The organism is Mesorhizobium sp. CA7 (assembly GCF_020165015.1).
In the GTDB taxonomy this organism is placed as follows: domain Bacteria; phylum Pseudomonadota; class Alphaproteobacteria; order Rhizobiales; family Rhizobiaceae; genus Mesorhizobium.
In genome coordinates this window covers 193,576-206,340 of the sequence record NZ_JAIUHH010000003.1, presented here as the reverse complement: position 1 = coordinate 206,340, position 12,765 = coordinate 193,576, and the positions used below count along the sequence as shown (strand labels likewise).

At 64.9% G+C, this 12,765-nt stretch carries 15 protein-coding genes; all 15 read left to right on the top strand.

Features of this window, described 5'->3' with window-relative positions:
* Positions 1 to 76 precede the first annotated feature (76 nt).
* The 15 genes from flgB to LB552_RS08565 all read left to right on the top strand — a co-directional run bounded on the left by flgB (position 77) and on the right by LB552_RS08565 (position 12,745).
* Positions 77 to 457, top strand: a complete 381-nt coding sequence (gene flgB / locus LB552_RS08635) for a flagellar basal body rod protein FlgB (protein ID WP_224603446.1) — start codon at positions 77 to 79, stop codon at positions 455 to 457.
* Positions 458 to 459: 2 nt separating this feature from the next.
* Complete coding sequence (flgC, locus tag LB552_RS08630) at positions 460 to 876, top strand: flagellar basal body rod protein FlgC (RefSeq protein ID WP_095766383.1); 417 nt, start codon at positions 460 to 462, stop codon at positions 874 to 876.
* Entirely contained in the window at positions 876 to 1,205 is a 330-nt protein-coding gene (locus LB552_RS08625) for a flagellar hook-basal body complex protein FliE (RefSeq protein ID WP_095766382.1), read from the top strand. Before flgC ends, LB552_RS08625 begins: the two co-directional genes overlap by 1 nt.
* Before the next feature lie 4 nt (positions 1,206 to 1,209).
* The gene (flgG, locus tag LB552_RS08620; protein ID WP_140688781.1) at positions 1,210 to 1,998 is read left to right on the top strand and encodes a flagellar basal-body rod protein FlgG; all 789 of its coding nucleotides are present in this window, start codon (positions 1,210 to 1,212) and stop codon (positions 1,996 to 1,998) included.
* A gap of 6 nt (positions 1,999 to 2,004) precedes the next feature.
* Entirely contained in the window at positions 2,005 to 2,526 is a 522-nt protein-coding gene (gene flgA, locus LB552_RS08615; protein WP_224603892.1) for a flagellar basal body P-ring formation chaperone FlgA, read from the top strand.
* A gap of 149 nt (positions 2,527 to 2,675) precedes the next feature.
* Positions 2,676 to 3,764, top strand: coding sequence for a flagellar basal body P-ring protein FlgI (locus tag LB552_RS08610; RefSeq protein WP_224603773.1), 1,089 nt, complete (start codon positions 2,676 to 2,678; stop codon positions 3,762 to 3,764).
* 8 nt (positions 3,765 to 3,772) lie between these two features.
* On the top strand, positions 3,773 to 4,378 hold the full coding sequence (locus tag LB552_RS08605; protein WP_411965726.1) for a MotE family protein: 606 nt from the start codon (positions 3,773 to 3,775) through the stop codon (positions 4,376 to 4,378).
* Positions 4,375 to 5,079, top strand: a complete 705-nt coding sequence (flgH, locus tag LB552_RS08600; protein ID WP_140842054.1) for a flagellar basal body L-ring protein FlgH — start codon at positions 4,375 to 4,377, stop codon at positions 5,077 to 5,079. Before LB552_RS08605 ends, flgH begins: the two co-directional genes overlap by 4 nt.
* A gap of 18 nt (positions 5,080 to 5,097) precedes the next feature.
* A complete protein-coding gene (gene fliL / locus LB552_RS08595) occupies positions 5,098 to 5,592 on the top strand; it encodes a flagellar basal body-associated protein FliL (protein ID WP_224603886.1) in 495 nt (164 codons plus the stop codon).
* Positions 5,589 to 6,320 carry a flagellar type III secretion system pore protein FliP gene (fliP, locus tag LB552_RS08590; protein ID WP_095766375.1) on the top strand — a complete coding sequence of 244 codons (732 nt, stop codon included), beginning with the start codon at positions 5,589 to 5,591 and terminating at the stop codon, positions 6,318 to 6,320. Before fliL ends, fliP begins: the two co-directional genes overlap by 4 nt.
* Before the next feature lie 248 nt (positions 6,321 to 6,568).
* Positions 6,569 to 7,555, top strand: a complete 987-nt coding sequence (locus LB552_RS08585; protein ID WP_224514468.1) for a flagellin — start codon at positions 6,569 to 6,571, stop codon at positions 7,553 to 7,555.
* A 253-nt stretch (positions 7,556 to 7,808) separates the two neighbouring features.
* Positions 7,809 to 8,879, top strand: coding sequence for a flagellin (locus LB552_RS08580; RefSeq protein WP_224603875.1), 1,071 nt, complete (start codon positions 7,809 to 7,811; stop codon positions 8,877 to 8,879).
* A gap of 162 nt (positions 8,880 to 9,041) precedes the next feature.
* The gene (gene fliF / locus LB552_RS08575; protein WP_224603873.1) at positions 9,042 to 10,700 is read left to right on the top strand and encodes a flagellar basal-body MS-ring/collar protein FliF; all 1,659 of its coding nucleotides are present in this window, start codon (positions 9,042 to 9,044) and stop codon (positions 10,698 to 10,700) included.
* Positions 10,701 to 10,703: 3 nt separating this feature from the next.
* Complete coding sequence (locus LB552_RS08570; RefSeq protein WP_224603870.1) at positions 10,704 to 11,330, top strand: hypothetical protein; 627 nt, start codon at positions 10,704 to 10,706, stop codon at positions 11,328 to 11,330.
* On the top strand, positions 11,327 to 12,745 hold the full coding sequence (locus tag LB552_RS08565; RefSeq protein WP_224603868.1) for a MotB family protein: 1,419 nt from the start codon (positions 11,327 to 11,329) through the stop codon (positions 12,743 to 12,745). Before LB552_RS08570 ends, LB552_RS08565 begins: the two co-directional genes overlap by 4 nt.
* Positions 12,746 to 12,765: the final 20 nt, after the last annotated feature.

Genomic DNA, 12,765 nt, shown 5'->3' with positions numbered 1-12,765 from the left:
GGCGCAAGCCCACCCCGCGCAAGGTCCACGCAAGACTGGCCGCCTAGTCTTGCGCGTACTTGCCCGGGAGATTCCCATGGAACCCGTAAATCTTTTCGATCTCGCCACGCGGCAGTCGCAATGGCTGGCCGTGCGCCAGTCGGCGATTGCCTCCAACATCGCCAATGCCAACACGCCCGGCTACACCGCCAATGACGTCGAGCCCTTCGAAAAGGTCCTCGACCGGACCGCGGTAACGCTTGCCGCCACGCAGACTGGCCACCTTGGCGGCGAAAGGGCCAATGCCGGCTTCAACGTCAAGCCCGAGGACCCTGACGGCGCGATCATGCCGTCGAAGAACACCGTGGTTCTCGAACAGGAGTTGATGAAAGCCGGCGAGGTCCGCCGCTCCTTCGAGCTCAACACGGCGATCGTCAAGGCCTTCCACTCGATGATGACGATGGTGGTGAAGAGCTGATCATGGATGCGCTGACTGCAGCCCTCAAAGTCGCGGCATCCGGCCTTGGCGCCCAGTCCGAGCGGCTGCGCGTGGTCTCGGAGAACCTTGCCAACGCCCAGTCGACCGGCAGCACGCCCGGCGCCGATCCCTATCGCCGCAAGACCATCACCTTCCAGTCCGAGGTCGACCGCGCAACCGGCGGCTCGCTGGTGGAAGTCAACGCGATCTCCCGCGATCCTTCGGACTTCCCGATCGAATTCCAGCCCGGCAACGAAGCCGCCGACGCCAAAGGGTACGTCAAGATGCCCAATGTCAACACATTGGTCGAAATGGCCGACATGAGCGAGGCGAACCGCTCCTATGAAGCCAACCTGCAGGTCATCAAGCAGGCTCGCGATCTGATTTCCATGACCATCGACCTGATGAGGAACCAGTAATGATCGGCGGTATCGGGGCAATACAATTCAAGACGGCGGTTGATGGGGCGGAGCAGGCGTCACCGAACCTGCTGCAGGGCGGCGTCGGAACGCAGACCGGCGAAAGCGTCGGCAGCAGCTTCGCCGAGGTGCTCAGCCAAGCGGCGACGAAGACCGTCAACACGCTGCAGGGCGCCGAGCAGATGTCGATACAGGCCCTGAAGGGCGACGCCGATACGCGCCAGGTCGTCGATGCGGTGCTGAGCGCCCAGCAGGCGCTGCAGACCACCATCGCGATCCGCGACAAGGTCGTCTCAGCCTATCTCGAAATCAGCCGCATGAGTATCTAGCGTCATGAAAGCCCTTGCCATCGCCGCCACCGGCATGAATGCCCAGCAGACCAACCTGGAAGTCATCGCCAATAACATCGCCAACATCAACACGACCGGCTACAAGCGGGCGCGGGCCGAATTCTCCGACCTGCTCTACCAGGTCGACCGCACCCAAGGGGTGCCCAACCGTTCCAACACCTCGCTGGTGCCGGAAGGCGTCTCGATCGGTCTTGGCGTCAAGACGACGGCGGTGCGCAACGTCCACACGCAAGGCGAGCTGACCAGCACCGGCAACAGCTTCGACCTGGCGTTGACCGGCAGGGGCTGGTTCCAGATCGAGGGCGCCGATGGAGCCACGCTCTACAGCCGCGCCGGCGCCTTCAACACCAATGCCACCGGGCAGCTCGTGACGGTGGACGGGGCCAATGTCGTTCCGGCCATCACCGTGCCGACCGACGCGGTCGAGGTGATCGTCAACAAGACAGGCCAGGTCTTCGCCCGCATCCAGGGCCAGACGGACCTCCAGCTGCTCGGCCAGCTTCAGATCGCCAACTTCGCTAACGAGGCGGGCCTGGCGCCGCTCGGCGACAACCTCTTCCAGGAAACGGCCGCCTCAGGCCCGGCCAATGTGGGCGTTCCCGGCGATCCGGGCTTCGCCACGATCCAGCAGGGCTATCTCGAATCCTCCAACGTCGATCCGGTGAAGGAAATCACCGAGCTGATTTCGGCGCAGCGCGCCTACGAAATGAATTCCAAGGTCATCCAGGCCGCCGACGACATGGCCTCGGTGGTCTCCAAGAACATCAGGTAACGGATGATGGCCTGGCCGATCTCCTCCGCACTCCGTCGCGCCGTGCTGGCCACCGTCCTGGTGGCTGCCGGCACGCCGGCTTTGGCGCAGGACCCGACCGGCCAGTCGGCAAACCAGATCGCCGCCGGCCAGGTCGTCGGCGAGGCCGTGCTGATCCCCAACCGGGTCATCTATCCCGGCGAGACCATCGAGCCCGCCTCGCTCAAGCAGGTGACGCTCATCCCCGGCAAGCACAAGCCGGACGGCATGGCGACGCGCTCCGAGGAGCTTCAGGGCAAGGTTGCCAAGCGCACGCTGCTGCCCGGCCGCTACATCCCGGTGACTGCCATCCGCGACGCCTGGCTGGTCGAGCAGGGCGCTTCCGTGCAGGTCTATTTCACCGCCGGCTCGCTCACCATTTCAGCCGCCGGCGTCACGCTGCAGCCAGGTGCTGCCGGTGACCAGATCAAGATCCGCAACACCGACAGCGGCAAGATCATTTCGGGCACGGTGATGGCCGACGGCACCATCAAGGTCGGCGCTTCGTGATGCGCGCCTTTGTTCTTCTGCTGAGCGCCGCCATCGGCCTGCAGCCGGCATTGGCGGATGGGCTGACGCCCAAGGCCAAGCGGGAGCTCGCGCAGAAAAACGGCGGTGTCTACGACGATCCGGAATACGATCCGGCCACCACCCAGCGCATGTTCCGGGTCTCGACCGGGCCAAGCACGCTGCCGCCCGGCCAGGTCGCGGCGCGCATCAAGGACATCGCCCAGTTGCAGAGCGCGCGCGACAACCAGCTCGTCGGCTATGGCCTGGTCATCGGCCTCGCCGGAACCGGCGACAGCCTGCGCAACTCACCGTTCACCGAACAGTCGATCCGGGCCATGCTGGAGAATCTAGGCATTGCCACCGAAGACGGCCGAGCGCGCGCCAAGAACGTGGCGGCCGTCATCGTCACCGCCAACATGCCGCCCTTCGTCCAGTCGGGCAGCCGTATCGACATCGACGTCTCCTCGATGGGCGACGCCACCTCGCTCGCCGGCGGCACGCTGGTGATGACGCCGCTGAAGGCGGCCGACGGCGAGATCTATGCCGTCGGGCAGGGCTCGGTGATCGTCGGCGGTTTCACCGCCCAGGGCCAGGCCGAGCAGTTGACGCAAGGCGTGCCGACCGCCGGCCGCGTGCCGAACGGCGCTATCGTCGAGCGCTCGGTGCCGGCCGAGTTCGATGACCAGGGCGTGTTGACGCTGCAATTGCGCAATCCCGATTTCTCGACCGCCATCCGCATCGCCGACGCCATCAACGACTACACCTCGCAGCGCTTCGGCATGCGGGTCGCCGCCGAACGCGATGCCCGCACGGTGCAGATCAGGCGGCCGAGGAATGTCTCGGCCGCGCGTTTTTATGCCGAGATCGAAAATCTCGTCGTCGAATCCGACGCCCCTGCCCGCGTCGTCATCGACGAGCGCACCGGCACCATCGTCATCGGCAGCAATGTCAGGATCTCGCGTGTGGCGATCAGCCACGGCACCCTCACCGTGCGCATCACCGAAGCGCCGAAGGTGGTTCAGCCGGAACCCTTCTCCAGGGGTCACACCGCCGTCGAGCCCTTCACCGCCATCGAGGCGAGCCGGCCTGACGCCCGCGTTGCCGTGCTCGACGGTCCCGACCTCGAAACGCTGGTCTCGGGCCTCAATCGCCTCGGCGTGAAGCCCGACGGCATCATCGCCATCCTGCAAGGCATCAAATCGGCCGGCGCCTTGCAGGCCGATCTGGTTCTCCAATAGGCACGCCGATGATCGCGCTTTCCTCCCCAACACCCCGCCGTCACCTGAGCTTCCGGGCCATCGCAGCAATGGTTGCTCTGCTTGGCGGCACCGCTGCCCACGCGGACGAGGTACGACAGGTGTTGCCCGGCGGTCAGGCGCCCGTTCAGCCGGCCCAGCTCACACATGAAAACGCGCCGCTTCAGCCGGCTGCGCTCGCAGGCGGCAAGGCGCTGGACGAAAGCGAGATCCAGCGCTTCTGTTCCAACATCGCGGACGCCGCGCGCGACCGCCGCTACGCTCTCCAGGCCGAGGAATTGAAGCAGTTGCAGGCCGGCATCGACGAGCGCATGAAAGCGCTGGAGGCAAAGCGGGCCGAATACGAGGAATGGCTGAAGCGCCGCGAGGTGTTCCTGGCGCGCGCCGAGGACGGCGTCGTCAAGATCTATGCCGGCATGAAGCCCGATGCCGCCGCCGAACGTCTGGCGATGGTCAACGCCGAGCTCGCGGCGGCCATCCTGATGAAGCTCGATTCGCGCAAGGCCGGCGTCATCCTGAACGAAATGGACCAGAAGGCGGCGGCGACGCTCACCGGCATCATGGCCAGCGCGGCGCGAAGGGTTGATCCGTCATGAAGTTGAAATTGCTGGCCCTGATCGCCCTCGCCACCCTGGCCGGCTGCGGTACCGATCTCAGGGAGGTCGGCAGGGAGCCTGCTTTGTCGCCGGTCGGCTCCGGTATCGGCGAAGGCGGTTCCGGCCCTTACAGCTACCCCGAGCCGCCTGCCTCCCGGCCGAAGAAATTCTCGCTGTGGGACGATCGCCAGAGCCGGCTCTTTACCGATCCGCGCGCGCTGCGCGCCGGCGACATCCTGACCGTCAACATCAGGCTCAACGACAAGGCCAATTTCAAGAACCAGAACGACCGCAGCCGCACCGCCGCGCGCAAGCTTGGCTATGACATCAATCTCGGATGGGAAAAGGCAAGCACCAGCGGCAAGGGCGACGCCGGCCTGAGCTCCAGCACCGAGACCAATGCCGATGGGGAGATCAAACGTTCGGAAAACCTCGAGCTCAATGTCGCCGCCGTCGTCACAGACGTGCTGCCCAACGGCAATCTGATGATCAGGGGCTCGCAGGAGGTTCGCGTCAACTACGAGCTTCGGGTGCTAACCATCGCCGGCATGGTCCGTCCGTCCGACATCGGCGCGGAAAACACCATCCCCTACGAGCGCATCGCCGAGGCGCGCATTTCCTATGGCGGCCGTGGCCGTGTGAGCGAGGTCCAGCAGCCGGCCTATGGCCAGCAGATCCTCGACCAAGTGCTTCCCTTCTAGGACCGGGAGAGCGCTGCCGTGGCAAATGTCGAGCAAGTCCAGCCGAAAAAGGGACCTTCCCTGGCGATCCAGCTCGCCATGCTGTTGGCCATGACCGGCGCGGCCGTCGGCATGGGTTGGCTTTCCGGCGGCTATCTCCAGCAAGGCGAGACCCCGGCACCGGTGCCGGCGGCGCCGGAGAACGCCGGCGCCGCGGAAAAACCCGCCGAAGGCGGCAAGGCGGGCGCCGGGCCAGCGCTGGTGCAGCTGGCACCGATCACCACCAATCTCGCCTCGCCGTCGGAAGTCTGGATCCGGCTGGAAGCGTCGCTGCTCTACGATGCTCCGCAGCCGCAGGAAGTGACCGAGCAGATCCACCAGGACCTGCTTGCCTATGTGCGCACCCTCAAGCTGCATCAGATCGAAGGCGCCAGCGGCTACCAGCATCTCAAGGCCGATCTCGAGGAGCGCGCGGCGCTGCGCAGCGGCGGCCACGTCAAACAGGTTCTCGTCAGGACGATGCTGCTCGAATGAGAAAGTTCCTCATAGCCACGGCGCTCATCGTCGTCACCACCTCCGTCGCGGCGGCCCAGCAGCTCGATCTTGGCGGCATCGGCAAGGCCGACGGCACGACTGTCGGCTACCTGATCCAGATGTTCGGCCTGCTCACAGTGCTTTCGGTGGCCCCGGGCCTTTTGATCATGGTGACGAGCTTCACCCGCTTCGTCATCGCCTTCTCGATCCTGCGCGCCGGCATCGGCCTGCAATCGACGCCGGCCAACCTGATCCTGATCTCGCTGTCGCTGTTCATGACCTTCTATGTCATGGCGCCGACCTTCGACCAGGCCTGGAACACCGGCGTCAAGCCGCTGATGGACAACCAGATCACGCAGGGCGAGGCGTTCGAGAAAATCTCCGGCCCGTTCCGCGACTTCATGCTGCACAATGTGCGCGACAAGGATTTCGACCTCTTCGCCGACCTCGCCCGGGAGCGCGGCCAGACCGTCTCGCGCGAGACCGTCGACCTGCGCATACTGGTGCCGGCCTTCATGATATCGGAGATCCGACGCGGCTTCGAGATCGGCTTCCTGATCGTCCTGCCCTTCCTCGTCATCGATCTGATCGTTGCCACCGTCACCATGGCCATGGGCATGATGATGCTGCCGCCGACAGTGGTATCGCTGCCGTTCAAGATCCTGTTTTTCGTGCTGATCGACGGCTGGAACCTTCTGGTCGGCAGCCTGGTGCGATCCTTCACCTGATCGTTCCTGCCGGACCGCGCGCAGGCGTGTCGCCTCACCTCTCGACGGATTGAGGAACGTGCACGCAAGCCTTCCAACATTATTTTCGATTAACCGTCCGATTTAGGTCTTTGGTAGGGACTTCCCGCCATAGTCGCTCGCAGATGGCGGGTGACCCGACTGAGCGGTCATTGGCATGATGCCGCACCGTCATACCGGACATGCCGGTATGTAAAAAAAATCCGTGTAAAAAATAGGTACGAGTAACCATGGCCAGTATCATGACCAATGCCTCGGCGCTGACCGCGCTGCAGAGCTTGAACGCCACCCAAAAGAACCTCGACACCACCCAGGCCCGCATCTCGACGGGTTATCGCGTCTCGCAGGCTTCCGACAACGCCGCTTACTGGTCGATCGCCACCACGATGCGCTCCGACAACCAGGCCATGTCCACCGTCTCGGACGCGCTCGGCCTCGGCGCCTCGAAGGTCGATACCGCCTACACCGGCATGGACAGTGCGATCTCGACCATCAACCAGATCCAGCAGAAGCTGACCGCTTCCTACGGCCAGACCGATGCTTCCAAGGAAAAGACCCAGGTCGAAATCGCCGCTCTTCAGAACCAATTGAAGGCCTATGCCGACGGCGCCACCTTCTCCGGCACCAACATGCTGTCGGTCTCGACGGCTTCGGGCACGGCGGCGGACGTCAAGATCGTATCGGCCTTCAACCGCGGCGCCACCGGCGCGGTTTCGATCTCGACGATCGACGTCAACGTGGAAAGCATCAAGCTTTATGACTCGGGCGCTGCCCCGACCGCGAAGGGCATCCTCGACACAGAGCGCCTCGGCACCACCGGCGCCGCTGTCACCACGGCCTCGGCCCCGACTCTGGGCGCTGCTGCCGCCGCCACCGACACTTACTCGGTCGCCGGCCTGAAGATCTTCTCCGGCACCACCGCTGCAAGCGACACTCAGATCCAGGCGATGATGAACGTCGTCGACGCCGCGCTGAAGGACATGACCAACGCCGCCACCAAGCTCGGCGCCGCCAAGAGCTCCATCAACCTGCAGAAGACCTTCACCTCGAGCCTGATGGACTCCATCGATCGCGGCGTCGGCCAGCTCGTCGATGCCGACATGAACAAGGAATCGACCCGCCTCCAGGCGCTGCAGGTTCAGCAGCAACTCGGCGTCCAGGCGCTGTCGATCGCCAACGGCTCGTCGCAGTCGATCCTGTCGCTCTTCCGCGGCTGATCGCTCTATACTGACCGGACCAAAGCATCGGGCCGCGCCAAAAGCGCGGCCCGATTTGCGTTTGCTCAAGGCTCGCGCAACCCTCGTTCCTTAACTTCTCCGAAGCCTACTTTTAACAGGCCATTAACCATATCGCGCTAGGTATGGTTAACCAATCACTTAGTCGAATCGGCCCACCGGCACGATCGCAACCGATGGGCAGGTCGAGACCCGGCCTGTGTGGCATGCCGGCTTTTGAGAAGGAGCGAGTTTCTTGGCGAGCATCATGACAAACGCTGCGGCGTTGACTGCACTTCAAAGCCTCAACGCCACAAACAAATCGCTCGAGCAGACGCAGGCCCGGATCTCCACCGGCTACCGGGTCTCCGAGGCCTCCGACAACGCCGCCTACTGGTCGATCGCCACCACCATGCGCTCCGACAACTCGGCGCTGTCGACCGTGCAGGACGCGCTCGGCCTCGGCGCCTCGAAGGTCGACACCGCCTATACGGGCATGAACAACGTCCTTTCGACGATCGGCCAGCTGAAGACCAAGCTGCTTTCGAGCGTCGGCCAATCGGGTGCCAACAAAGCCAAGACGCAGACGGAAATCACCTCGCTTCAGGCGCAGATGAAGTCCTTCGCCGATGCCGCCACCTTCTCCGGTTCGAATTACCTTTCGGTGACGTCAACCCAAGTCGCCGCCGCCAATGATGGTGTCCAGCCCGACGCCCAGATCGTCTCCTCGTTCAACCGCTCCTCGTCCGGCGCCATCTCGCTCGGAACCATCAACATCAATGTCGAGAGCACCAAGCTGTTCGATTCCGGCCTCGCAACGGCCGTCAAGAACCAGGGCATTCTCGATCGCAAGACTTCGATCTATTCCACCGCTGCGGACCAGTCAGCATATGATGCCGCTTACGCGGCCTCGATCGCCGGCGGCGCCACCGACATCGCCGCCAACACCGCGGGCCAGGCCGCTGTGTCGGGCTCGCCCGTCAAGATCGACAACATCTCCGCCTTCAATCTCGACATCACGGCGACGGGCGTGACCGACGACATCATCACGCAGATGGTCACCAAGATCGACAATGTCATGAGTCAGCTTACCGACGCCGCCACCGTGCTCGGCGCCGCCAAGAGCTCGATCGACCTGCAGAAGACCTTCACCCAGAGCCTGATGGACTCCATCGACCGCGGCGTCGGCCAGCTCGTCGATGCCGACATGAACAAGGAATCGACCCGCCTTCAGGCGCTGCAGGTGCAGCAGCAGCTCGGCATCCAGTCGTTGTCGATCGCCAACAGCTCCTCGCAGTCGATCCTGGCGCTGTTCAAGAACGGCTAATCGGCAGAAATATTCCGACCGGCGAAAGGCCGCGCCACGGGCGCGGCCTTTTTCGTTTTTGGATAAGACCCGGGTCGACGCTTTGCTGGCACGCCTATCATCCTCGCACAAGCTTCGCGGTCTAGTCTTCCGGCGGACAGTCATGCTGGGAGCGGTTGAATCGTGCCGGAACAGATCCAGAGCGTCATCGCGAATTTGAAGAGCTTCGGCGTGAGGCGCCTGGCGCTCATGGGCGGCATCGCGGCCCTGGTCATGGCCGTCATCGGCATCGCGTCGGTCTATCTCAACCGCCCGGCCTATGAGACGCTCTATGTCGGCCTCGAGCGTTCCGACGTCAATCAGATCGGACTGGTGCTGGCCGACGCCGGCATCGGCTTCGATGTCGGCTCTGACGGCACATCCGTGATGGTGCCGGCCGGCACCACCGCGCAGGCGCGCATGCTGCTTGCCGAGAAAGGCCTGCCGACCAGCGCCAACGCCGGCTATGAGCTGTTCGACAATGTCGGCTCGCTCGGCCTCACTTCCTTTATGCAGCAGATCACCCGCGTGCGCGCTCTGGAAGGCGAGATCGCGCGCACCATCCAGTCGATCTCCGGCGTCAAAGCGGCTCGAGTCCACATCGTCATGTCCGAGCGTGCCAATTTCCGTCGCGACGAGCAGCAGCCCTCCGCCTCGGTGGTCATCCGCTACTCGGGTAGCGATGCCGAGAAGAGCGCCATGTCGATCCGCCACCTCGTCGCCGCGGCTGTTCCCGGCCTCTCGGCCGACAAGGTCACCGTGCTCGATTCCAACGGCAACCTTTTGGCCGCCGGCGACGACCCGTCCAACACGAGCGCCGCGCGCACGCTGGGCGTCGAGCAGACGGTCGAGGCGCAGATCGGCGACAACATCCGCCGCGCGCTCACCCCTTATCTCGGCCCGGACAATTTCCGCGCCAGCGTCAAGGCCGACATCAACACCGACACGCGCCAGACCGAGGAGACGATCTTCGATCCGAACTCGCGCGTCGAGCGTTCGGTGCAGTCGGTGAAGACCAACGAGGCCAGCAACCAGAAGCAGGCTTCGACCCCGACCAGCGTCGAGCAGAACCTGCCCGAGACGCAGACCACCACCACCGAGGGCCCGCAATCCACCTCGCAGAACGACCGCAAGGAAGAGATCACGAACTACGAGATCAATTCCAAGAAGATCGCCACCGTCTCCAACGGTTACACGGTCAACAAGATGTCGATCGCGGTCGTCGTCAACCAGGATCGCCTGAAGACCATTCTCGGCAAGGACGCCACGCCGGAGCAGATCGCCAAGCGAGTCGCCGAGATCCAGAAGATGGTCGCTTCGGCGACCGGCTTCGACGACAAGCGCGGCGACATCATCGACGTCTCGGCGGTCGAATTCATCAACGGCCTCGACGGCGAGCCGATAGATCAGCCTGGCATTCTCGCCTCGATCGGCACCTATACCGGCACGCTGATCAATGCCGGCGCCTTCATCGTCGTCGTCTTCCTGGTGGCGTTCTTCGGCCTCAAGCCGATGGCCGCCGCGCTGACGGCGTCGGCGAGGCCCGCGGCCATTGCCGGCCCGAGCTTCGACGACGTGCAGCGTTCCTTGCCGACGCCCGATGCGCCGGTCGCCGCGATCACCGCCGAGGCCCCGGCCGGCGCCCTGCCCGGCGCGCGCGCCGGTGCAACCCCGCTCGATGACCTGCGCCAGAAAATCCGGCCGGCGCCGCAGGACCGGCTTGCCCGCATGGTCGACCTCAACGAGGAGCGCACCGCGCAGATTCTGCGCAAATGGGCAGCCGTCCCGGAAGCCGTAGGTTAGGCCATGGCCTCCGCAGCCCTCTTCGATCTCCTGCCCGATTTTGGTTCGCGCACGCCGCGTGCCAATCAGGCGCCGACCGCGCGCGACGCCGAGCATCTGCCGGCCGCGCCGGAGCCGCAGGCCGATATCGGCGCGCTGATCGCCGAGGCCGTGGCCGACGCGGAGGCGGCGCTCGAGGCGCGCCTCGCGCTGGCCCATCAGGCAGCGCTCGACGCCGAGCGCCAGGCCAGCGACCAGGCCGCGCAGACATTCCTTGAAAGCTTCGGCGGCGATCTCGGCGCCGTCGTCGCCACGCGCATCGAGGCCATGGAGCAGCGCGTTGCCGAGCTTGCCGGCGCAACCGTCGCCCGTATCGTCGGCGGCCTTCTCAGCGACGACCTGCAGGAGCGTTCGCTCGCCGCCCTTTCCCGCGCCATCAGTGCGGCGGTCGCCGACAGCGAGGCCGTGCGCATCGCCGTCCGCGGGCCGTTGTCGCTGTTCGAGCCGCTGAAAGAGGCGCTCGGATCCCGCGCCGCCAATCTCGACTTCACCGAGGCGCCGGGCTTCGACCTGACCGTCACCATCGACGAAACGGTGTTCGAGACGCGTATCGCCGAGTGGTCGGCGTCCTTGTCGGAGGTCCTGTCATGAGCGCCGTCGAGCATGCCGACCCCCGGCACGAGATCATCATCGTCAAGCGCAATCACGACGGTCATGACGACGGCCACCATGGTGGCGTGTGGAAGATCGCCTTCGCCGACTTCATGACGGCGATGATGTGCTTCTTCCTCGTCATGTGGCTGATCAACGCCGCCAACGAGCAGACCAAGGCGGCCGTCGCCAGCTATTTCAACCCGGTCGAGCTGATCGACCGCAACTCCAGCCGCAAGGGCCTGGAAGACCTCGGCGACGGGCCGAGCAAGGTCGGGCTGACCGCGGACAACCCGCAGCAGGGCGCGACCAAAGCGGGCGATGACGGTAAGGGCGGCGCCGGTTCCTCCGAACGCCGGCAGACGAAGGCCGGGGCGCAGGATGCCCAGCTCTCCGACGAAAAGCTGTTCGCCGATCCCTACGCGGTGCTGGCAGAAATCGCCGCCGACACAGGCGTGATGCAGAACGTCAGCGCCAAGGGCGAAGGCGGCGCCCAGGCGGCCGGTCCGGCAACCGGCGCATCCGGCGGCGAATCCTATCGCGATCCGTTCGCACCGGATTTCTGGTCGCAGCAGGTGGCGGCGCCCGGCGCCGAGGCCACCGCCGAACGCGCCAGGATCGAGGGCGATCCGGTCAAGCCCGGCGAGAAGGTCGCCGCCGTCGCGGTGCCGAAGGTGAAGGTCGCTCCGGCCGCTCCTGCGCTGACGGCCGCGCCGCTGGAGCCGCTGGCAAGCCTGGAAATGACCGACGCCAAGAGCGGGCCAAAAGCTGCGCAAGGCGACGCCGGGAAGCTGTCGGGCGAAGCAAACAAGACCGAGAAAGCCCAAACCGGGAAAGCTGAAGCCGACAAGCGCGAGGCTGCAGCGGCCGACACCAAAGCCGAACCTGCGAAGGCGGAAAAGACTGAATTCGAGCAAGCCGCCGACAAAGGCGAAAAGGCGCCGAGCAAAGCCGCTCTTCAGGAAGCGGCGGATATCAAGAAGGAGCTCGCCAAGGCATTCCTGCCGGGTGAAAAGCTCGCCGACGGCGTCTCGGTCGAGGCCACCGACAAGGGCGTCGTCATTTCGATCACCGACCAGCTCGATTTCGGCATGTTCGAGATCGGCTCGGCCATGCCGCGCCGCGAGCTGGTGCTGGCGATGGAAAAGATAGGCCGCATCGTCAACGAGAAGAAGGGCACCATTACCATCAGCGGCCACACGGACGCGCGGCCGTTTCGCAGCGACACTTACGACAACTGGCGGCTGTCCACCGCGCGCGCCCATTCGGCCTACTATATGCTGGTGCGCGGGGGCGTCGACGAAAGCCGCATCACCGAGGTCGCGGGCTTCGCCGACCGGAAGCCAAAGATCGCCTCCGATCCGATGGCTGCCGCGAACCGACGCATCGAAATCCTGATGGCGGCCGGCGGATGAGGGCCAGGACCGTCATCGGC

Coding starts and splice junctions, on each gene's coding strand:
- flgB (WP_224603446.1), top strand. CDS start 77: ATGGAACCCGTAAATCTTTTCGATCTCGCCACGCGGCAGTCGCAATGG.
- LB552_RS08570 (WP_224603870.1), top strand. CDS start 10,704: ATGGCCTCCGCAGCCCTCTTCGATCTCCTGCCCGATTTTGGTTCGCGC.
- LB552_RS08625 (WP_095766382.1), top strand. CDS start 876: ATGATCGGCGGTATCGGGGCAATACAATTCAAGACGGCGGTTGATGGG.
- LB552_RS08610 (WP_224603773.1), top strand. CDS start 2,676: ATGTTCCGGGTCTCGACCGGGCCAAGCACGCTGCCGCCCGGCCAGGTC.
- LB552_RS08565 (WP_224603868.1), top strand. CDS start 11,327: ATGAGCGCCGTCGAGCATGCCGACCCCCGGCACGAGATCATCATCGTC.
- flgC (WP_095766383.1), top strand. CDS start 460: ATGGATGCGCTGACTGCAGCCCTCAAAGTCGCGGCATCCGGCCTTGGC.
- flgA (WP_224603892.1), top strand. CDS start 2,005: ATGGCCTGGCCGATCTCCTCCGCACTCCGTCGCGCCGTGCTGGCCACC.
- flgG (WP_140688781.1), top strand. CDS start 1,210: ATGAAAGCCCTTGCCATCGCCGCCACCGGCATGAATGCCCAGCAGACC.
- LB552_RS08585 (WP_224514468.1), top strand. CDS start 6,569: ATGGCCAGTATCATGACCAATGCCTCGGCGCTGACCGCGCTGCAGAGC.
- fliP (WP_095766375.1), top strand. CDS start 5,589: ATGAGAAAGTTCCTCATAGCCACGGCGCTCATCGTCGTCACCACCTCC.
- flgH (WP_140842054.1), top strand. CDS start 4,375: ATGAAGTTGAAATTGCTGGCCCTGATCGCCCTCGCCACCCTGGCCGGC.
- LB552_RS08605 (WP_411965726.1), top strand. CDS start 3,773: ATGATCGCGCTTTCCTCCCCAACACCCCGCCGTCACCTGAGCTTCCGG.